Raw genomic sequence first — 19,747 nt, forward strand, 5'->3', positions numbered from 1 at the left:
AACGAAAGGACAGTAAGTGCCCCGCCTGACTCCCGCCGTCGTCAGAAGCCTTGACGTTTTGGAGCTCTTTATGGATGCCCGCCACGGGCTTTCTGCCCCTGAGGTGGTGCAGAGAACAGGGCTTCCCCGTACCACCGTCCATGAACTGCTCACCACCTTGACGGAGCGCAAGTATCTGCATCGGGACGATCCCACTGCCACGTACCATCTGGGGCTGAGCGTCTTCCGGCTGGGTAACGCGTTTGCTGAACGGCTGGATCTGCACGCCGTGGGGCTGCGCGTTGCCGAGTCCGTTGCCAGGGAGTGCGACGAGACGGTCCACGTGGGAATTCTCGACGGTGCGGATGTGGTGTACGTGTGCAAGGTTGACAGCACACAGTCGGTGCGGATGGTTTCGCGCATGGGCGGCCGGGTTCCGGCGAGTTGCACTGCCGTGGGCAAGGCCCTTCTGGCGCACCTCCCTGATGCCGAGCGCAAGCGGCTCTTCAAAAAGGGGCTCGCCAAGCTGACTGCCAAAAGCATCACGGAGCCGCATGTGCTCGCAAACGTGCTGGATGAGATCCGCGCCTCCGGCCTGGCATTTGAGTCCGGCGAGTCCAACCCGGACGTTTCCTGTGTTGCCGCGCCCGTGCGGGATCACAGTGGCGAGGTGGTGGCAGCCATGAGCATCTCCGTCCCCGACATGCGCTGGAACCAGCGGCCGGTGGCGGAGTGGTCGGCGCTGGCAGCGGAGGGCGCTGCCCGCTTCAGTACCGAGCTCGGCTTCCGCTGAAGGGCGGGGGAGGCTGGCTGCCCCACGGCCGTCAGTGCGCCAACGCCACATGATCGCTCGAAATGCCGGCCGTGGACTTGACGCCAAGCAACTGCATTGACCGTATGTATTGGGAGCGCAGGATCTTCACGGCATGGGCAGCGCCCCGTTCGCCGCCGGCCATCAGCCCGTACAGGTAGGCGCGGCCCACCATCGCCGCGTCGGCGCCAAGGCCTACGGCAGCCAAAATGTCACTCCCGGACAAGATTCCACTATCGATAAGGACAGTCGGTTCGGTGCCCAGAGCCTCGCGGACTTGGGGGAGGATCCGAAGGATGGTGGGCGACCGGTCCAGCTGCCGTCCCCCGTGGTTGGAGAGCACAACGCCGTCGCACCCCAATTCCATCACGCGTTCCGCATCACGGACGGTTTGGATCCCCTTGACAAGCAGCTTGTGTGGCCATACCCGGCGCAGCCAGGCGACGTCCTCGAAGGTCAGGGCCGGATCAAAGACCTGGTCGGCCACCTCGGCCGAGTTTCCGCCGAAGCCCCGGAGCGAAGCGAACTCGATCGGCGGGGTGGTGAGTTTATCCAGCCACCAGGCCGGGTGAAGCGCCATGTCCGCAAAGGTCTTTGGCGTCAGCGTGGGCGGGATGGTGAGCCCGTCCCGCAGCTCCCTGGTCCGGGACCCGCCTACCTGCGTATCGACGGTGACCATCAGCACTTTGTAGCCGCTGCCCAGGACACGCTCCAGGAGTCCCTCGGTTTTGCTGCGGTCCTTGGCGACGTAGAGCTGGAACCAGTTGTTTCCTTCGGGCACGGCCTCCGCAAGGTCTTCCACGGTTGTGGTGCCGACGGTTGAAAGGGTGTAAGGGATCTTGTTCCGGGCGGCTACCCGGGCCACCGCCTTCTCGCCATCGTTGTGCATCATCCTTGTATAACCGGTCGGTGCCAGGACCAGCGGGAAATCGATGGTCTGGCCGAGGAGTTCGGTGGAGGGATCCGGATCTGAGACGTCACGGAGCACTGCGGGGGAGAATTCCACGTCCCTGTATGCCTGCCGGCACCTGGCGATCGTGATCTCCTCCTCTGCGGCGCCGTCCGTGTAATTGAAGACCGCCTTGGGTGTTGTCTTCTTTGCCATCTCACGAAGGTCGGCAATCGTGAACGCCCGGGCAAGCCTGCGCTGCACCGGATCCTTCTCAAAGCTCCGGAACCGCACAAGTTCCCGAATCTCCGACCACTTGGGCAGCTGACGGTCGTCCATAAGGAACAACCCCTTTCACGTTCGAAATTTAGTACAAGGATCAAGCCTCGGACACTCTGGAGCCACGATCTGCGACGGCAAAGGCATGGAGCGCTGAGCGAAACGCGGCTGCAGAACAGCCTCTGCAGGCTACTTGAAGCGGCAAGCTTGACGGATTGGGGACGCCTCCCTAGACTCCATTGTGTTCCCGATCACCCTACCTCAGCAATCGCATGATCGCCACTTCGACCAACGTTCGAAATACCGAACAAACAAGCGCACAAAGCAGTGTGTTTTCCGAAAGGACCACCTATGTCAGCTGTTCCCAACCCTGCTGGACAACCAAGCGGGCGCCTTGTCCTGCGCTCAGCGCAGGATGTGACCAATTTGATCAACAGCGGGGGCCTGCAGAAGGGCAAGTCCTTCGCCATCACCCTCATCGCCCTGGGCGGGATCTTCCTGGATGCCTACGACTTCACGTCGCTGGCTTTCGGCATGCCCTATATCGCCAAGGACTTCGGCCTTACTCCCGGAATGCTCGCACTGGTCTCCGCCTCGATCATGGTGGGCGCCCTCGTTGGTTCGGTATTTGGCGGATACTTCGTCGACAAGCTTGGACGCTTCAAGGTCTTCATGGCAGACATGGTGTTCTTCGTCGTTGCCGCGATCGCCTGCGCACTCGCCCCCGACGTCTGGACCCTCATCATCGCGCGCTTCATCATGGGCGTGGGTATTGGCGTTGACTTCCCGGTGGCCTTCAGCTTCCTTGCCGAGTACGCCTCGCGGAAGAAAAAGGGCGGCACCGTGTCGCTTTGGCAGCCGATGTGGTACGTGGCCGTGGCCTCGACCTTCGCGCTCCTCATCCCTGTCTACTTCCTGTTCCAGAACATGCATTGGGGTGAAAACCACATGTGGCGGATCGTGGTCGGATTCGGTGCCGTACCGGCGATTCTGATCATGATCTTCCGCCAAAAGTACATGGCCGAGTCACCATCGTGGGCAGCTCAGAACCTGGGCCTTCATGAAGCAGCGAAGATCCTCAAGCAGACCTACGGCGTCGACGCGGAAGTGGCCCCGGACGCAGCAGATCCCCGCGCCGAGCGCAAACAGTTCCAAATGACCCTGACCCAGGCGTGGGGCAAGCTCGTGAGCAAGAAGTACCGCGCCCGGACCGTCCTGTCCGCCGTCATTAACGCGGGCCAGTCCATGGAATACTACGCCGTCGGCTTCTTCGTCGGCCAGATCGTGCTCGCCATGCTGCACACCCAGAACGTGATGACCAACATCATCTCCTCCCTCATCCTGAACCTCTGCTTCGGCGTCACCGGCGGACTCGTCGGGGCAAGGCTCTCCGGCAGGATCGGCCCGCGCAAACTCGCACTGTTCGGATTCTGCGGAACGTTCGTCTGCATGCTGATCGCCGGCAGCCTGAGCAACGTCGAAGGCGCCTGGTCCCTTGTGGGTGCTGTTGTCATCGGCCTCTTGATCTTCTGCCACGCCGCAGGCCCCGGTGCCCAGGGAATGACGATGGCGACCATGTCCTACCCCACATCACTCCGCGGTGCCGGCACCGGTTTCACCCAGATCGGCGTCCGCCTCGGAGCAATCGCAGGCCTCGTGTTCTGGCCCTTGGCCACAGCAGCCCTGGGCACCAAAGCCCTGCTTGTCCTCGCCGCTGTTCCTGCGATCGCCATCGTAGTCATCCTCGTCAACAAGTGGGACCCGCATGGACGTGACATCGACGCCGAGGACTACGAGACCGAAGCTGCCCCTGTCCTGGCACGAAACCACTGAACAACCAGTGACTGACACCCATCAACAACCACAAAAGGAAACATCATGAGTGCCATCACTGGCGTAATGCCGGTAGCGCCCACTATCTTTACCGACGACGAGGAACTGGACCTTGAAGGCCAGCGCCGGGTCCTGGACTACCTCGTGGACGGCAAGTCCGACGCCGTCTGCATCCTGGCCAACTACTCCGAGCAGTTCTCCCTCACCGACGACGAGCGTGAGGCAGTGCTCCGGACGACGATGGATCACCTGGGTGAACGGATGCCGGTCTGCGTCACCACCAGCCACTTCAGCTCCCGCATTGCCCGGGAACGCAGCCTCCGCGCCCAGGAGCTGGGGGCCGCCATGGTCATGCTGATGCCCCCGTTTTTCGGCGCCACCATGAAGGTCGACGACGAGGCGGTGGTCGAGTACTTCAAGCATGTCGCGGACGGCCTGGACATCGACATCATGATCCAGGACGCGCCGATGAGCACCACGCCCCTCTCCGTCGGACTCCTCGCCCGCATCGCACAGGAGGTTCCGCAAGTAAACTACGCCAAGATCGAGATGCCACAGGCCGCTGACAAGCTCCGAGCCCTTGCGGCCGCCGCCGGGCCCGCCCTTCCGGGCCTCTTTGACGGCGAAGAAGCAATCACGCTTATCCCGGACCTCGAGGCGGGCGCGCAGGGCACCATGAGCAGCTGCATGGTCCCGGACCAATTGGGGCAGATCGTGCGGGACTTCCACGCGGGCGAACGGGACAAGGCCATCCACGCCTGGGAAGACCTCCTGCCATTCATCCACTTCGAGAACCGCCAATGCGGGCTGCGGGCAACGAAAGTGCTCATGAAAGAGGGCAACATCATCGCCAGTGACAGGACACGCGCGCCAATCGGCGATCTGCACCCGGACACCAGGGCACAGCTTGTCGAGATGGCCAAGCGGAAGGACCCGCTGATCCTCAACTGGGCATGAGAGATAGTGGGGCCGGCCGCCCGTGCCGGGCGCCGGCCCCACTGGTCCCACACCCAGCAGAAACCCTCGCCCACCGGCGAAGGCCCGTTTTACGAAATCTGGCACATCCCGTCCGGTCTGGCCTGGCGGGCACGAAAAGGACAAAGACGAGCATGCCCCGCATAGTCATCACAGACTACGAATTCGAAACGATTGACCACGAGCAGTCCGTAGCACACGCTAACGGAATTGAGCTGGAGCGTGCGTACTGCACCACTGAGGAAGACGTGCTGAAATATGCCTCTGAGGCAGACGGCATCATCGTCCAGTACGCCCCCATCACGGAGCGCGTCCTCAAGGGCCTGCCCCGCCTCAAAGCCATCAGCCGCTACGGCGTAGGCGTAGACAACATTGATGTAGAGGCCGCAACGCAATGCGGGATTGCGGTGTCGAACGTGCCCGATTACGGTGTCGAGGACGTCAGCGACCATGCCATAGCGCTGGCCCTGACGCTCGGCCGCGGCATCCCTGACCTTGACCGTGGAATCCGGTCGGGACAAAACCTCCTCAATTCGGTCAAGCCGCTCCGCCGCTTCTCCTCACAGACGTTTGGGGTTGTTGGGCTGGGCCTCATCGGCGCGGCAACAGCTGCCAAAGCCAAATCCATCGGTTACCGAGTCCTAGGTTACGACCCCCTCCACGCCCCGGGCACAACGACGAAGGAAGGCGTTCCGGTGGTCTCCTTTGAGGACCTCCTGGCCGAATCCGACGTCGTATCCCTGCACGTTCCGTTGAACAGCCACACGCACCGCCTGATTAACCCGCACAGCCTGGGCCAGTTCAAGGAGGGTGCCACCCTCATCAACACCTGCCGCGGCGGGGTCGTGGACACCGAAGCCCTCGTTGACGCGCTGAAGATCGGTCGGATCCGGGCTGCCGGCCTGGACGTCTTCGAGGAAGAACCCCTCCCTCTCAACAGTGCGCTGCTCGATCTTGACCGCGTCGTGCTCACACCGCACAGTGCCTGGTACACCGAGGAATCGAACGACGAACTAAAGCGGCGCACCGCTGAGAACGTCGTGGAAGCCTGTTTGGGCCGACGGCCCCGCAATATCCTCAACCCCGAAGTACTCAGTTAGAAGCCCCCTTGGGGAGGGGACGCCAGCCGGCCGAAGAAAGTCAAAAGTAAAGGCACGAACATGAACAAAACCGTTGATGTGGTCAGTGACCCGCAGCTTGGCGTGGAGATCGGACTCTTGGTCCTTCATCCCGAGGACAACGTCGGTACTGCCCTGCAGAAGGTCCCCGCCGATACGCACGTGTCTTTCGCGGGTGGAAACTTGCCGTGCGTGGGGGAGATCCCCACCGGCCACAAAGCGGCGTTGCGGACGATAGAGGCTGATGAACCGATCAGGAAGTATGGCCAGATCATCGGCTTCGCAGGGCGGCGGATCGAAAAGGGCGAACATGTTCACAGCCACAACGTTGATTACCGTGAGTTCGAGCGGAACGGACAGGCTGGCACCGCCCTGCGGAAAACGGAATTCCTGCCCGAGAACCAGCGCGCCACTTTCCAGGGCTACCGCCGCGCCAACGGCTCGGTCGGTACCCGTAATTACGTCGGCATCCTAACTTCGGTTAACTGCTCTGCGACAGCGGCGAAACTCATCGCTTCCCGCATCGAAAACAGCGGCGTCCTGGATGATTATCCCAACGTCGACGGCGTCGTGGCGCTGACACATTCCTCGGGCTGCGGTACAGGCGGTGAAGGTAATTACGGCTTCGAGGTTCTGCGCCGGACCCTCCACGGGTATGCGAACCACCCTAACTTCGCCAGTATCCTCGTACTCGGCCTCGGCTGCGAAGTGAACCAGATCCAAGGACTCACGTCCGGATGGTCACTAAGCCCGGACAAGTCAGTCTCGAGCATGACCATTCAGGCGCAGGGCGGCACCCGGGCTACCGTGGCTGAAGGAGTGCGGCGCATCGAGGAACTTCTGCCCCGAATCAACAAGGCTACGAGGACGACCATTCCGGCAGCGGAACTTATCCTCGCCATGGAATGCGGAGGCTCCGATGCCTTCTCAGGCATCACAGCCAACCCCGCCCTGGGATCAGCTGCAGATTTACTTGTCAGGCACGGCGGTACCGCTGTATTCGGCGAAACCACCGAAATCTACGGGGCGGAGCACCTGCTGACCTCACGTGCGGAATCCCAACGCGTCGCAAACAAACTCATGGAACGCGTTCGCTGGTGGGAACAGCATGTGGCCATCGACGGAAGCTCCATCAACAACAACCCCTCTCCCGGTAACAAGGCCGGCGGGCTTACCACCATCCTCGAAAAATCCCTCGGCGCAGTAGCCAAGGGTGGAACAACAAACCTCGTCGACGTCGTCGAGTACGCCGAACCCATCACGGCTCACGGCCTCGTGTACATGGACACGCCAGGATATGACCCAGTCAACGCGACCGGCATGGTCGCTGGCGGCGCCCATGTCCTTGCATTCACGACTGGTCGTGGTTCCGCCTTTGGCTGCAAACCCACGCCAAGCATTAAACTCGCGACAAACACCCCGCTGTACGAACGCATGTCAGAGGACATCGACCTGAATTGTGGAGCAATAGCGGACGGGCGGTTCACTATCGAGGAAATGGGACAGCAAATATTCGACCTCATCCTCAGGGTCGCTTCGGGCGAAGAAACCAAAAGCGAACAACTGGGCTACGGGGACAACGAATTCGTTCCCTGGCAGCTATCCACCGTTCTCTAGAGCAAGCCTTGCCCAACCGTGGCGGGGGTCCATCCCAGGGCGGGACCCAGTTTGCCGGCGATGTCGGTCAGGATCTGGACATAGTCCTCGTGGTCGAAGCTGAAGGGCAGTGCGAACGCCACCTCGTCGACTTCCTGGAATCCTGCGTGTGCGTACAGCTGCTCGGCAATGTCATTGCTGGTGCCGACCAGGTCCGGGGCGAAGAGCATGCCCTTTGGCCCCTGCGGTGTTCGCGTGCGGGGAGTACGTTCATCGACATAGCGCTGGTACTTCTCCCGCTGAGCGGGGGATGCCGAATCGGTCGGTATCACCACAAGGCCCTGCGACACCCGTGCCGGTCCATCCACTTGTGCCGCTGCGGCGGCCTCACGGAAGGCGCGAATCTGTGATTGCTGAATAAGGGCAAAGTCCGGTTCCTGGTCTGTTTCGGGGAAAACCACGCTGCTGGAGAGCAGGTTAAAGCCGTTTGCCCCGGCCCATTCGGCCGACTTCCTGCTGCCTGCCCCGTACCAAAGGCGGTCCCGCAACCCGGGTGAGTGCGGCTCGACACGGTTGGAGAAGTCTTCGACCACACCTTGCCTGCCGGAGAAGTCCCGCACCGGTTCCCCTGCTATGAGACGGGCCAGCCGATCCATCCGGGCGTAGCTGAAGTCCTCCAGCTCGGAGGACTCCGGGTACAGCTCGTGCTTCACCGTGTCGTAGTGCATCGGTTCCCCCACGCTCAACCCCGGATTGATCCGTCCCCCGGCGAGCAGGTCCACCGTGGCCAAGTCCTCGGCCAGGCGCAGCGGGTTTTCCCAGCCCAGCGGGGTCACAGCGGTTCCCAGCTCGATCCGGGAGGTGCGCTGGCTGGCCGCGGCCATCATCGCGATGGGGGAGGAGATTCCGAACTGCAGATGGCGGTGGCGCAGCCAGGCACTGTCGAATCCCAGCCGCTCGCCGAGTTCGATGACCTGCAATGTGGATTCGTGTCCCGGGGCGGGGTCCGCCGGATCGAACAGGCCAATGGTGAGGAAACCAAGCTTGCGCAACGGACGTTTCGGGTCAGGCACGGAGCTCCTTCAGGATCGGGGTGTGGCTCCTCCTCAGGATATGCGCCCGGACCGGAGAAGGTCTTACCCCCGGAGGGCACCCAGCCCGGAGATCAACGCCTCCAGTCCCAGCTCGAAGGCCACATCCGCCGGCCGCCCCGGCCCGCCGGAAGCGCCTTCCGGCGGGTTGGTAGCCGCGCTACGCACGGCCGCCGTGAAGTTCGGCGTCGACTCAGCCATGGACCCGGAATCGAAGATATCCTCAGGAGCCGTGACGTCGTACGCCGAGCCGAAGATAAAGGACTCCAGCGCCACAATGGACGAGACAACCCGCTCCTGGGGAAAGCCGGCGTCGAGGAAGCCCTTGCTCACGGTCTCGTACATCGCCAGTGTCTGCGGCGCGTCGGTCACCGGGAGGACGGCAATCACCGGAATCAGCGGCGTGTGCTCCGCGAAGACATTCCGGTAGCTCCAGGCCCAGCTGCGCACGGCCTCCTCCCAGGGTGCCGCACCAAAATCGGACACGTCCACCAGCGAAGTGAGATGGTCCTCCACCAGGAGCAGTACGTCGCGTTTTGAGGCCACATGGTTATAAAGGGCCGACGGCGCCACGTCCAGTTCCTTGGCCAGGCCCGCCATCGTCAGGCCGTCATAGCCCCTGCGGTTGATGAGCTCCAGTGCCGCCACCGTGATTCCGGCCTTGTCCAACAGCGCGGCGGACGGGCGGCCCGCCCGCCTCCTGGCGGCGCCAGCGCCACCCCCGTTAGCGGCGGCACTGCCCCCACTAGCGGAGCCCGCGGCCTCCGCGGAGCGTCCCTGTATGGCTGGTACTGCCGGCATTACTGGCCTTTCTCTGGTGGTCTCCAGCATTATTCCATCCGCCACTTCCCGTCTCCGCGCCAAAAGGCTATAGTTCTAATAAATGAATGACATTCATTTAGTGCTCCCCGTCACAGGAGGGAGCTCAAGAGAGGACATCATGCTGAACCTGAACCGCGACGTCGTTGTCGTTGGAGCCGGGCCCTCGGGACTTACCGCTGCCCGCGAACTGAAGAGGGCCGGCCTGAGCGTTGCCGTCCTGGAGGCGCGTGACCGCGTGGGTGGCCGCACCTGGACCGACACTGTGGACGGCGCCATGCTGGAAATCGGCGGCCAGTGGGTCTCGCCGGACCAGACCGTACTCCTGGACCTCCTCCAGGAACTGAACCTGCAGACCTACCCGCGGTACCGCGAGGGCGAGTCGATGTACATCGGGAAGGACGGCGTCCCCGTCCGGTACACAGGGGATACCTTCCCCGTGGACCCGGACACCGAAGCCGAGATGAACAAGCTCGTCACCCTGCTGGACGGGCTCGCCGCCGAGATCGGCCCCACCGAACCCTGGGCCCATCCGAAAGCGCGCGAACTGGACACCATCTCCTTCCATCACTGGCTCCGGCAGCACTCAGTCAACGAGGAAGCCTGCAACAACATCGGCCTGTTCATCGCCGGCGGCATGCTCACCAAGCCCGCCCATGCGTTCTCCGCGCTGCAGGCTGTCCTGATGGCCGCCTCCGCAGGGTCCTTCACCCACCTCACTGACGAGGACTTCATCCTGGACCGGCGCGTGGTGGGCGGCATGCAGCAGGTCTCCTTGCTGCTCGCACGGGAGCTGGGGGACGACGTCGTCCTTAACTCCCCGGTGCGGACCATCAACTGGGAGTCGGACGCCGACGGCGGGCACCGCGTCATGGTCGAGTCGGAGCAGGCGACGGTGAGCGCACGGTTCGTGATCATGGCCGTGCCGCCCAACCTGTACTCCCGCGTCTCGTTCAACCCGCCGCTGCCGCGCCGCCAGCACCAGATGCACCAGCACCAGTCACTGGGCCTGGTCATCAAGGTTCACGCCGTCTACAGCCGGCCGTTCTGGCGGAATTCCGGCCTGTCCGGCACGTGCTTCGGCGCGGGATCCCTGGTCCAGGAGGTCTACGACAACACCAACTTCGGCGACACCAGGGGAACCCTGGTGGGCTTCATCTCGGATGAAAAGGCCGACGTGGTCTTCGAGTTGAGTGCAGCCGAACGCAAGCGCGCCGTCCTGGAGTCCATTGCCGGCTTCCTGGGCGCGGAGGCACTGGAGCCCGAGGTCTACTACGAGTCCGACTGGGGCTCGGAGGAATGGACCCGCGGCGCCTACGCCTCCAGCTACGATCTTGGTGGCCTCCACCGTTACGGCAAGGACCAGCACGCCCCGGTGGGCCCCATCTACTGGTCCTCCTCAGACCTCGCCGCCGAAGGCTATCAGCATGTGGACGGCGCCATTCGGATGGGCCGGCGCACGGCGGCAAGTATCTGCGAAGCAGCGAGAGTCACTGTTCCGGCCTGAAGCAGTCGCGTGCGGTGGTGGATTCTAAGCATGCTTACTAATAGGCTGGGCTGTGGGGAGCGTCCCCGTATTCAGACGAACGAGGTGAGACATGACTGACACCGGGAGCATGAGCAAGGTAACGGACATCATCAACCATTCCCACATCGGAATGTTGACCACCGTCAACGAGGAAGGCGCGCTCGTCAGCCGGCCGCTGGCCGTCCAGGATGTCAAGGACGACGGCGACATGTGGTTCTTCACCGGCCTCGGCACCTCGCAGGTTGCGCACGTGCGGGCTGACCCGCGCGTCAACGTTTCGTTTGGGAAGAACACCGAGTGGGTTTCCGTGGCCGGGAGCGCCGAGGTGGTGACGGACCGGGAAACGATCCGCGAAAAGTGGAACCAGGCCGTTGAAGCGTGGTTCCCGGACGGTCCGGACACTCCCGAGGTGTGCCTGCTCCGCATCGATTCCGATTCGGCCGAATATTGGACCAGCCCCGGCGGAACGGCCGCCACAGTGTTCCAGTGGGTCAAGTCCAAGGTCACCCACAGCCGGATGAGCGTGGGCGAAAGCGGCACCGTAGAGCTGTAGTAACCCGGGAACCGGACGCTATGTGCCGGTCAGGGCGCCGAGGACGGCGGGCAGCAGTACGTCGTCCCGGCCCCAGGCCGGGTCCAGGATTTCCACGTACCAGGAGTCGGCCAGCAGCAGGGCCAGGTTGTCGTTGGTTTCCCCGGCCCAGTCCTGGATCTGGTCCTCGGTCACCGGGTTCTCGCTGGAGCCCAGCACCGTCACTACTTCGCCGCCGTCCAGTGTCACCGGGATGGCGGCGTTGCTGGACTCGCCGGGGGCATGGGCCACGGTCACCAACTCGGTCCGGGTGGAGAGGGCCAGGAGTTCGGCGGCAATTTCGGCACTGCAGAACGCCGTGACGTATTGCCGCTGGGAAACGCCGGCAGACTGCAGCCCGGGCTGGGACTCCTTCGTGAACAGGCCGTTCCGGTTCAGGGCAGCAAGCTCGACGGCGATAGGTGCGGTCTCGGCGTCGTACCTTGCCGTGAAGGTGGCTGGCTGGAATTCACTCTGCCCTTCGAGCCAGCGCGCGGTGAGTTCGCCCGCGCCCGCCAGCGTGGTGGCCTGGCGCCAGGCGCCCCGGTCCTCCAGCCGCCTGCCGAACCGGTCACGGTCTTGCGTTTCTTGAAGCTCCATCCTCAAACGCTACGGTGCCCGGCCGCCGGACTCCAGTGACGGCGACACAGCAGTTAACGCGCGGAACAGCAACTTAATGCCCGTTGGCAGGAATTCCTGCCGCCTGTTCAGCAGCGGCGAGGGCGCGGCGAAAACGTTCGACGGCGGGCGGGTACTCCTGGTGCCGCGCGGCCCGCAGCTGCTCGGCCTCGCGCATGGCCTTGATCACCGCAGCCGTGTGGGGCAGCCGCACATCGGTCATGGCCGGGAAATCGATGCAGTAGGCGGGATCCAGTTCGTAGCGGCGCCAGCGCTCCAGCAACAGGTTGTGCTCAATTTGCGCTGCCGAATAAAGGGGCAGGTACTCACGGCGTTGGCGCCGGTCCAGCAGCCAGGAGGCCAACCGCGGGCTGCCCCGGTAGGCGGCAACGCCCGCTGCCACTGCCGCTCCTGTAAGGAACAGTCCCGCCCAGGCGGACGCGAGAGTCGGGATGAGCAGGGCGGGCAGGGCTACCGCGGAGCCCAGGAACAGGTCCCAGAACAGCTGGTCCGAACGCTCCGGCTCCCTGCCCGCGCCAGCCAGCGCCCGCCGTCGGACCTGGAACACGGTGCCGGCCACACTCGCCACCAGCACAGACCCGCACAGCAGAAGGACCCACGCCCCCTGGAACAGGGATTCTGCGATGGCTGCCACCTTGCACCTCCACGTCCACAGGCCCGGGCGGGAACGCCGGGCTGCTCCTTCCATTGGAGCGCCTTCCCGGGCCGCGGTCAATGGCTCCGCCAGTACCGGCCGAAGCCATGCCGCAAGGGCGCCAAGGCCTTCCTGCCGCCCAGCGGGCCACGTACCGTGGGACCATGAGACTCAAAATGTGCAGCATCCACGTCCAGGACCCCGCGGCCGCCCATACCTTCTATACGGAGACCCTTGGCTTCGAGACGCTGATGGCGATGCCGGAGTACAACCTGTTCATCATTAAGGACCCCGGTGCGGACCAGGGGTCAGTGGGCCTGCTCCTGGAACCCAGCGACAACCCCATCGCCGCGGACTACATGAACGCGCTGCACAAGGCCGGCCTGCCCGCCATCGTTTTCGGCGTGCCGGACGTGCAGGCCGAATACGAGCGGCTCACCAAGGCCGGTGTGACTTTCCGAGGCGGGCCCGCCGAGGATCCATCCGGCATCAGCGCCGTGTTCGACGACGGCTGTGGCAACTTCATCCAGCTGCACCAGGACTGACTTCCCTGGACACAACAGAGGCTTGTTCGCAGATCCGGCCCGTCAAGGTTCGGATTCGCGGACAGGCCCCGGTTTCGGGAACGCCAGAGTGTCAGGCGCGGGCCCGCTTGGCGTCCTTCTTGGCTGCTTCTTCCTTCACGCGCTGTGCTTCGGCGCGGACGGCTGCGTGGGTGGCGCGCTCGGTGACCAGCCACGCGGGGGGAGCCTGCAACAGCGCGGTGATTTCCGCCGTGGTCAGCGCTTCCTCAACACCGCCGCGGGCGAGGCCGCTGATGGAGACGTTCAGTTTCTGCGCCACCACCGGGCGGGGGTGCGGGCCATTGCGGCGCAGTTCGGCGAGCCATTCCGGCGGGTTGGCCTGGAGCTCGGCGAACTCCTCGCGGGTGATGGTCGATTCCTGGAACTCCTGCGGTGTTGCGGGCAGGTAGATGCCAAGTTTCTTGGCAACGGTGGCCGGCTTCATGGACTGGGAGTTTGCAGAGGTCATGCTTCAAGGGTATCCGGGCGGACGGTACTGTGAAGACGTGCCCACCGACAACACCCCCCAGACAGACGCCGCTCCATCGGGGTCGGCCGATCCCGCCGCGGCGGACGCCCCCCGCGTCCTCCGCGTGGCCTACGTGGCGGGCGTGACGCCTGGCAAGTGGATCCGCCGGTGGGAGGAACGGGTGCTGGACATTCCCCTTCAGGCGTTTATGTCCGACGACGGCGCACAGCTCGAGGTGCTGCGTGACGGTTCCGCGGACCTCAGCTTCGTCCGCCTTCCGGTGGAGCGCGAGGGCCTCAGTGTGATCCCGCTCTACGAGGAGCAGCCCGTGGTGGTCGCCCCGAAAGGCCACGAAATATCGGTGTTCGAGGAAGTGGCCCTGGCCGACCTGGACGAGGAGGCCTTCCTCGACGTCGCCGCGCTTGGCGGTCCGGAAGCGGCGCTGCAGGTGGTGGCTACCGGCGCGGGGCTCGTGATCCTGCCCATGTCCGTGGCCCGGCACTTCAACGTCAAGGACACCGTGGCGAGGCGTCTCACGGGAGCGCCCGGCACCGAGATCGCCGTTGCCTGGCCTACCGACTCCAGCGACGAGGTGATCGAGGAATTCATCGGGATCGTGCGTGGCCGGACTGCCCAAAGCTCCCGGCAGCCCTCGGCCCAGCCCGTCAAGGTGAAGAAGGACCCCAAGCCGGACCGGCGCGGCACCGGCGCAAAGAAGGCTCCGAAGGTTGCCCAGCGCTACGCCCCCAACCCTGACAAGGGCCGGGGCAAGGGTTCGCGGAAAAAGGGCAAACGCTAGGCGGCGCCCTAAAAAAGAGCCAGAGACGCCAGGAAGGCCGGCCCCTTGCGGAGCCAGCCTTCCTGAACCATAAACGACCTATGCCGTGTAAGCCCTACGCAGTGCAGGCCTAGGTGTTTTGGACGTGGTCTTTAGCGTCGGTGGCGCGGTCTTTGACGTCGGTGACGGCGCCTTGGCCTTCGGTTTTGACGTTCTGGACACCTTCGGTGGCGGTGGCCTTGACGCTTTCCATCGCTTCCTGGGCCGGTTCCTTGAGGTCCTGGACCATGTCCTTGGCGACGTCGGTGACCTGGGTGGCCAGGGGTTCGGCGGCGGTCTTGAGCTGCTGGGCCGCTTCGCGTTCCTTCTGGCTGGCCGGGATCAGGGACGAGACGAGCATCCCGGCGCCGAACGCGATCAGGCCGGCGGCCAGGGGGTTGCCCTGGGTTTTGGTTTTGACCTGGTCCGGGGTGTGCGAGATGGCTGTGCCGGCGTCACTGAGTTTGGCGCCGACGTTGTCTTTGGCGTCGTGCAGGGTGTCTCCGGTGCTGTGCAGGGCGCCGGTGGTGTGCCCGGCGCCCGAATGGACCTTATCCTGGACCCGGGTGGTGGTGCTGTCTGCTGCTCCCATGATCCTCTCCTTCACGCCGCTGACGGCGTCTTTGACTTTGTCGGTCTGGCGGTGGACGACGTTGGAGGGGGTGACTTTGTCGGCGACCGCGTCCACGTTGGTGCCCAGGCGGGCACGGGTGGCTTCTATGTCGGCACGGATTGCGTCCGGGTTATCGCTCATCGGTTTACCTCACCTGGTTTTAGGGTTGGGGGAATTTCGGAGAGTGTTTCGCCCGTTTGGGGCATGCCCTGGATTTGCTTGAGTTCCTTGCGCCCGATCGAGGCCAGGACCGCGGCGATGATGGCCCAGATCACGGCGACGATCACGGCGGCCCAGCCCAGCGGCATCAGGGCGCCCAGGGCGAACATCAGGGCCAGGGACAGGAAGAGCAGGACGAAGTGCCCGGCCACACCGGCTCCGGCGAGCATTCCCCCGCCTTTGCCGGCCTTGGTGGCAGACTGTTTAAGTTCGGCCTTGGCCAGTTCCACTTCCTGGCGCATCAGGGTGGACAAATCCCGGGTCACATCACCCAGCAGTTCACCCAGCGACGCGTTGTCCGCTTTCACATGCGCCGCGCTCGGCGGCGTCTCCGGAATCTGGCTGCTCACAGTTGGCGTCCTTCCGTTGACCGGTAGGTGCCGTCAGCAGCCTGGTAGCTGCCGTCCTCGTCACGGTAGGGGTCATCGTCGAAGCGGAGCGGGGTGTCCTCGGCGGTCCCGGAGGGGAGCGTGGTGGTGGATACCGGCGCTCCGGTGCCGACCACCGGCTCGTCAAACAGATCGTCGGTGCCCGCTGCGTATACCGTTTCCTGGCGGAGCGGGGCTACCGGTGCGGACTGGACCGGCCGCCGGGCCTGGGTGGACTGTGCAACGCCCTGGGAATCGGGAGCCCCGGCGGTGAGGCCCCGGGTGAGGCGGCCTGCCAGGATACCGGCGCCTGCTGCGAGCAGGAGGAAGGTGCCGGGCCGGTTCCGGGCGAACCTCTGGACTTCGCCGAGCAGGTCTCCGGGCTGCTTGTTCTCCAGCCAGGAGGCGACGGATTCGCTGCGCTGGGCGGCTTGCCGGATCAGGTCGCTCGCGACGCCCTGCTGGTCGGGGGCGTCGGCCATGCTCTGCAACTGGCTGGAGATGGTCCTGATGCCTTCGGCTGCCTTCTGCTGCTGGGTGCCTGCCTGGCTGGTCAGTCCCGACTTGGCCTGGCCCAGGAGATCCTGGGCGCTGTGCTTGGCCTCGTAAGCCACGTTGGCGGCTTCTTCCTTCGCCGTGTGGGCAACCCCTTGGGCGGCAGTGGCGGCCTGGCCGGCCACATTCGAAGCCTCTTCCTTTGCCGCCCCGGTCTTAGAGGTGCCGGCAGTGCCGGCAGAGGCTGGGGTGGCGTAGGTGTCTTCAACGCCCACTTCGGAAGCGCCGTAAGGGTCCGGGATAGCAGGGTTAGGGGTCTGGGGCCATTGGTTCTCTGTCATCATGCTCTCTTTCGCAAAGGGTCAGCTGGCGATCAAGAACCAGCAATGCTGGCAGTAGTTAGTAAGCAGGGTTACTACTTAGATACTAAGCACACTTCCCATTTGGAATGCAAGGGGGTGTGTCGCGGCTTGGGTTTAAGCGGCAAGGTGTCGAGGCGGATAGTAAGCCTACTTGCGAACAGGATGCTAAGCATGCTTATTGTAGGTAGGTAGCGACGCATGAAGGGGTAATGCCACCCACACTTCGCCACCTACAGGAAGGCCGCGGCCGATGACGAGCAACCTCGATCCGGATGCACGGAACAGCTACCGCCTTATTACGCTGGCGGCGCGTCTGGTCCAACGGCGTCAGGATGATGCGTTGGCACCCCTTGGCCTGACCCGGGCAGCCGTTATAGCGCTTGAAGGGTTGGCTGCCGGACCGCTTAACCAGGAGCAGCTCGCCGAAGTTGTCCGGGTGCAGAGCCAGACCCTGGGCAGGGTACTCACCCGGCTTGAGGGCTCAGGGCATCTCACCCGCACCCGCCAGTCCACGGACCGCAGGCAGTTTAGGGTCGAACTCACGGATGTTGGCCGGGCTGCGCTCGAGGCAGCGCGGCAGGCAGAAGCGGATGCCTACCCGGACGATCCGGAGATCTCCTGGAAGGTTCTGCAGGACGAACTCACCAAGTTCATCCGGGCGCTGCCGCCCAGCCGGGACCCGGAGGTGGTTCCTTTTGTAGCCCCCGAACACCACCGCACCCCGCGCCGCCTGCCGGGCACGCGCGGCCACGGCTTCCGGGGACTGAACCATCCGCACCAGTAAAAGTCGCCAGCGGTGACACGAGCCGGCAGTGACGGCAGCGAAGGTGGCAGTAAGAGCCGGAACAAAGGTGAAGGGCAGGGCTTTGTGGCCCTGCCCTTCACCGCGTGACTGTCAGCTGTTGTCCTGGTCCTCGTTCGCCCGGGCCCCTGTGGCGTCGTTGTTGTCCAGCAGCCCGCGCTGGGCCAGATCGGCGGCCTCTGAAGACCCGTCCGGCAGCGGATCCGTCGCCGGCGGCACGTCGCTGGGTGCGTAGTCGGTAAGCCCGGCGGCAACCCGCTCCTGTTCGGCTGCTGCCGCATAGGCGTCGTCGTCAATGTCCTCGGGCATTTTGCCGTGCCCTGTCCGCGTGGGAGTCGGCAATGCATCCTCTTCGGGGATGATCACGCCGCCAGGGGCAAGGTCCTCGTTGTCATTTCCCGTTGCCATAGTTTGCCTTCCTTCCTGTCGGTTCGTTGCTTGCAGGGAGATAACTTACGACGACGGGACTGTCGGTCCCGTGGACCAGCGCAGCAGGGCTGCCACATCGGCCCCGTCCTGCAGGACCCCGCCCGGGACCAGCAGGACGCGCGCATCGGTCAGCGCGGCCGCACGCAGCAGGGCCGCCGGGGCCGGGACTTTGCCCAGCACCTTGGCACCCAGGGATTCCTCCTCGGCGGTGGCAATCCACGGCTCGGCGTCGAGTGCCAGCAGGGTCCGTTCCGAGAGGGCGCCGTCATCCAGGATCAGCACCTCTACCTGGGCCTGCTGGAGCGCATGAACCACAGCGCCGATCCCGGTAGCGGACTCCGGATTGGCCTGCCCTTCCTGCGTGGCCAGCCGGTCCATGATGTCCTGTTGCTCGGTGGCCCACTGTTCAGCGACGCGCTGGTTGACCTGGTCTTCAAGGAGGCTCGGATCAGCACCGGCTGTGTGCGTGTGGGAATCGACCACGGACACCAATGCCTGGGTTGCCTTGGAGAGTTGCTCCTGCACCAGCCTCCGCGCGTGGATGTCACCCGCAAGGACCACCAGGCGGGCGCCGCTGCTGCCCACTACGCGGTCAATTTCCCCGGCCACCTGATCCGCGTTGCGGCGCCACACATCTTCGGTGTGGTGCTGGAAGCGGAGGTGGGCCCAGCCCCCGCCCTGGAACTTCTTGATGTGCTGGCTGTCGCCCTGGATTTCCTCCGTGCTCGCCGGCGCGCCGGCTCCCGCGTAGTGCAATCGAATCTCGCCGTTGTCCCGGCTGACTTCTGCAACAACGTACGGGAACTCCTCGGGTCGGTGCTTGACCAGCGGCAGGAGGTCGGGAAGGGGATCCACCGAAATCCGTTCCGGCAGCACTCGCTCGCCGGGCAGGACTTCATTGATCTCAACGTTGCCCTGGTGCACCAGGACGAACCGGGAAACAGGGGAAGGGATTCCTGCCTCAGGCTGCAGGGCCTGTTCCACTGCATCGAGGTCCGCCGCTGAGGCTCCCTGCGCTTCCAGCGCGGCACGGACATTGCCGGGCCGGACGTCCCCCGCTTCCAGGCTGTCTACGGTGCCTGTTCCCGCGTCCACGTAGGCGGTGCACCAGGGGCCCGGGAGCCGGTACCGGTCCGCGTGCTCCTTCAGGCTTCGGGTCACTTCTCTTCCTCCTCATCGCTGATGGAATCGGGGGAAGCGACGGGATTCAGGGCCTCCTGGATTTCAGCAGGATCCGTGTCGTCGGGGAAAGGTTCAGTTTCGCGCCATTCCTCCGCGTGGGGCGGTTGGTTTGCGTGGACCGCGCCCTGGGTTTCGTGTTTCAGCTCATCATCGAGGATGGGGCCGTGTTTGGTGTTGCCGCGTTCAGCCATGACGATCTCCTTCGCTCAGTGAATTTAGTATCACAGGCTTACTAGTTCGTCACTTCACCGTAGCACCAGGAGGCGGCGGTCAAAAGAGGCAATGCTGGGGATCTCGCTCAGGCTGCGCAGGCATCCTTGAGGGCCTGGACGGACCCGGACGGCACTTGGTCTCCGGCGTCCGCAATCTCGCCCAACGGCGTCGTAATTTCAGTGGGAACGCCCGCAGTACGGGCCGCCGATACCAGCCCGCCGAGGGCCCTTTTGTCCTCCACGCTGACCAGTCCGTCCTGGACCACGGCGCAAATCTGCCGGTTCACTTCCTCCGCGGCTGCCGTGGCCACCTTCGACGCGGCGTCGCTGGCCGCATTTCCGGCGGCCTCCTCGACGGCGCCGCAGCCGCCCAGCAGCAACATCAGGGGGACAGCGGACAGGGCGGCAAGGCGGCGTTTCATGGTTCCACCCTAACAATCCGCGGCCCCTGAAC

General features: G+C 64.3%; 23 protein-coding genes. 10 read left to right on the forward strand and 13 right to left on the reverse strand.

All coding sequences use genetic code 11. The features are described 5' to 3' along the window. The first annotated feature begins 16 nt into the window (after positions 1-16). Complete coding sequence (locus QFZ36_RS12650; RefSeq protein WP_306636918.1) at positions 17-772, forward strand: IclR family transcriptional regulator; 756 nt, start codon at positions 17-19, stop codon at positions 770-772. 31 nt (positions 773-803) lie between these two features. Here QFZ36_RS12650 and QFZ36_RS12655 read toward each other — a convergent pair whose 3' ends face one another. After that, positions 804-2,018: an alpha-hydroxy acid oxidase gene (locus QFZ36_RS12655; RefSeq protein WP_306636920.1), complete on the reverse strand. Its 1,215-nt coding sequence runs from the start codon at positions 2,016-2,018 to the stop codon at positions 804-806. Between the two features lie 291 nt (positions 2,019-2,309). Between QFZ36_RS12655 and QFZ36_RS12660 the strand changes: the two genes are divergently transcribed. The 4 genes from QFZ36_RS12660 (at position 2,310) to QFZ36_RS12675 (ending at position 7,501) form a co-directional block, all read left to right on the forward strand. Beyond that, on the forward strand, positions 2,310-3,791 hold the full coding sequence (locus tag QFZ36_RS12660) for an MFS transporter (protein ID WP_306636922.1): 1,482 nt from the start codon (positions 2,310-2,312) through the stop codon (positions 3,789-3,791). A gap of 45 nt (positions 3,792-3,836) precedes the next feature. Beyond that, positions 3,837-4,748, forward strand: coding sequence for a dihydrodipicolinate synthase family protein (locus QFZ36_RS12665; protein WP_306636924.1), 912 nt, complete (start codon positions 3,837-3,839; stop codon positions 4,746-4,748). A gap of 152 nt (positions 4,749-4,900) precedes the next feature. After that, positions 4,901-5,866: a C-terminal binding protein gene (locus QFZ36_RS12670; RefSeq protein ID WP_306636926.1), complete on the forward strand. Its 966-nt coding sequence runs from the start codon at positions 4,901-4,903 to the stop codon at positions 5,864-5,866. Positions 5,867-5,926: 60 nt separating this feature from the next. Continuing rightward, positions 5,927-7,501: a UxaA family hydrolase gene (locus QFZ36_RS12675; protein ID WP_306636928.1), complete on the forward strand. Its 1,575-nt coding sequence runs from the start codon at positions 5,927-5,929 to the stop codon at positions 7,499-7,501. Here QFZ36_RS12675 and QFZ36_RS12680 read toward each other — a convergent pair. Together QFZ36_RS12680 and QFZ36_RS12685 are read right to left on the reverse strand one after the other, a co-directional pair. After that, positions 7,498-8,553 (reverse strand): LLM class flavin-dependent oxidoreductase, encoded by a 1,056-nt coding sequence (locus QFZ36_RS12680; protein WP_306636930.1) that lies wholly within the window; start codon positions 8,551-8,553, stop codon positions 7,498-7,500. The two genes, QFZ36_RS12675 and QFZ36_RS12680, sit on opposite strands and share 4 nt — an antisense overlap. Before the next feature lie 63 nt (positions 8,554-8,616). Then, positions 8,617-9,372, reverse strand: a complete 756-nt coding sequence (locus tag QFZ36_RS12685) for a TetR/AcrR family transcriptional regulator (RefSeq protein WP_306636932.1) — start codon at positions 9,370-9,372, stop codon at positions 8,617-8,619. Between the two features lie 139 nt (positions 9,373-9,511). On the opposite strand from QFZ36_RS12685, the gene QFZ36_RS12690 reads away from it, so the two are divergent. After that, positions 9,512-10,897: a flavin monoamine oxidase family protein gene (locus QFZ36_RS12690; RefSeq protein ID WP_306636934.1), complete on the forward strand. Its 1,386-nt coding sequence runs from the start codon at positions 9,512-9,514 to the stop codon at positions 10,895-10,897. A 91-nt stretch (positions 10,898-10,988) separates the two neighbouring features. Next, positions 10,989-11,471 carry a pyridoxamine 5'-phosphate oxidase family protein gene (locus QFZ36_RS12695; protein WP_306636936.1) on the forward strand — a complete coding sequence of 161 codons (483 nt, stop codon included), beginning with the start codon at positions 10,989-10,991 and terminating at the stop codon, positions 11,469-11,471. Positions 11,472-11,489: 18 nt separating this feature from the next. On the opposite strand, the gene QFZ36_RS12700 is transcribed toward QFZ36_RS12695, so the two are convergent. Both QFZ36_RS12700 and QFZ36_RS12705 read right to left on the reverse strand, forming a co-directional pair. Next, positions 11,490-12,089 carry a DUF6919 domain-containing protein gene (locus tag QFZ36_RS12700; RefSeq protein ID WP_306636938.1) on the reverse strand — a complete coding sequence of 200 codons (600 nt, stop codon included), beginning with the start codon at positions 12,087-12,089 and terminating at the stop codon, positions 11,490-11,492. Between the two features lie 73 nt (positions 12,090-12,162). Continuing rightward, the gene (locus tag QFZ36_RS12705) at positions 12,163-12,762 is read right to left on the reverse strand and encodes a hypothetical protein (protein ID WP_306636940.1); all 600 of its coding nucleotides are present in this window, start codon (positions 12,760-12,762) and stop codon (positions 12,163-12,165) included. Positions 12,763-12,926: 164 nt separating this feature from the next. Between QFZ36_RS12705 and QFZ36_RS12710 the strand changes: the two genes are divergently transcribed. Beyond that, the gene (locus QFZ36_RS12710) at positions 12,927-13,307 is read left to right on the forward strand and encodes a VOC family protein (RefSeq protein WP_306636942.1); all 381 of its coding nucleotides are present in this window, start codon (positions 12,927-12,929) and stop codon (positions 13,305-13,307) included. A 91-nt stretch (positions 13,308-13,398) separates the two neighbouring features. On the opposite strand, the gene QFZ36_RS12715 is transcribed toward QFZ36_RS12710, so the two are convergent. Further along, complete coding sequence (locus QFZ36_RS12715; RefSeq protein WP_306636944.1) at positions 13,399-13,794, reverse strand: DUF5997 family protein; 396 nt, start codon at positions 13,792-13,794, stop codon at positions 13,399-13,401. Here QFZ36_RS12715 and QFZ36_RS12720 point away from each other — a divergent pair. After that, positions 13,757-14,593 (forward strand): LysR substrate-binding domain-containing protein, encoded by an 837-nt coding sequence (locus tag QFZ36_RS12720; protein WP_306636945.1) that lies wholly within the window; start codon positions 13,757-13,759, stop codon positions 14,591-14,593. The genes QFZ36_RS12715 and QFZ36_RS12720 overlap by 38 nt on opposite strands. Before the next feature lie 109 nt (positions 14,594-14,702). Here QFZ36_RS12720 and QFZ36_RS12725 read toward each other — a convergent pair whose 3' ends face one another. From QFZ36_RS12725 to QFZ36_RS12735, 3 genes are read right to left on the reverse strand one after another with little or no spacing between them, the layout of a single operon-like run. Next, on the reverse strand, positions 14,703-15,365 hold the full coding sequence (locus QFZ36_RS12725) for a DUF3618 domain-containing protein (protein WP_306636947.1): 663 nt from the start codon (positions 15,363-15,365) through the stop codon (positions 14,703-14,705). Next, the gene (locus tag QFZ36_RS12730; protein ID WP_306636949.1) at positions 15,362-15,793 is read right to left on the reverse strand and encodes a phage holin family protein; all 432 of its coding nucleotides are present in this window, start codon (positions 15,791-15,793) and stop codon (positions 15,362-15,364) included. Before QFZ36_RS12730 ends, QFZ36_RS12725 begins: the two co-directional genes overlap by 4 nt. Then, on the reverse strand, positions 15,790-16,647 hold the full coding sequence (locus QFZ36_RS12735; protein WP_306636951.1) for a hypothetical protein: 858 nt from the start codon (positions 16,645-16,647) through the stop codon (positions 15,790-15,792). The genes QFZ36_RS12730 and QFZ36_RS12735 overlap by 4 nt, the downstream gene beginning before the upstream one ends. A gap of 271 nt (positions 16,648-16,918) precedes the next feature. On the opposite strand from QFZ36_RS12735, the gene QFZ36_RS12740 reads away from it, so the two are divergent. Beyond that, positions 16,919-17,452 carry a MarR family winged helix-turn-helix transcriptional regulator gene (locus QFZ36_RS12740; protein ID WP_306636953.1) on the forward strand — a complete coding sequence of 178 codons (534 nt, stop codon included), beginning with the start codon at positions 16,919-16,921 and terminating at the stop codon, positions 17,450-17,452. Positions 17,453-17,563: 111 nt separating this feature from the next. Here the strand turns inward: QFZ36_RS12740 and QFZ36_RS12745 are convergent, their stop codons facing one another. The 4 genes from QFZ36_RS12745 to QFZ36_RS12760 form a co-directional block, all read right to left on the reverse strand. Then, positions 17,564-17,878 (reverse strand): hypothetical protein, encoded by a 315-nt coding sequence (locus QFZ36_RS12745; protein ID WP_306636955.1) that lies wholly within the window; start codon positions 17,876-17,878, stop codon positions 17,564-17,566. A 45-nt stretch (positions 17,879-17,923) separates the two neighbouring features. Next, the gene (locus QFZ36_RS12750) at positions 17,924-19,060 is read right to left on the reverse strand and encodes a baeRF2 domain-containing protein (protein WP_306636957.1); all 1,137 of its coding nucleotides are present in this window, start codon (positions 19,058-19,060) and stop codon (positions 17,924-17,926) included. Further along, positions 19,057-19,272, reverse strand: coding sequence for a hypothetical protein (locus QFZ36_RS12755; RefSeq protein ID WP_306636959.1), 216 nt, complete (start codon positions 19,270-19,272; stop codon positions 19,057-19,059). Before QFZ36_RS12755 ends, QFZ36_RS12750 begins: the two co-directional genes overlap by 4 nt. Before the next feature lie 107 nt (positions 19,273-19,379). Beyond that, the gene (locus tag QFZ36_RS12760) at positions 19,380-19,715 is read right to left on the reverse strand and encodes a hypothetical protein (RefSeq protein WP_306636961.1); all 336 of its coding nucleotides are present in this window, start codon (positions 19,713-19,715) and stop codon (positions 19,380-19,382) included. Between the last annotated feature and the right edge of the window lie 32 nt (positions 19,716-19,747).

This window comes from Pseudarthrobacter siccitolerans (assembly GCF_030823375.1).
GTDB lineage: Bacteria > Actinomycetota > Actinomycetes > Actinomycetales > Micrococcaceae > Arthrobacter > Arthrobacter siccitolerans_A.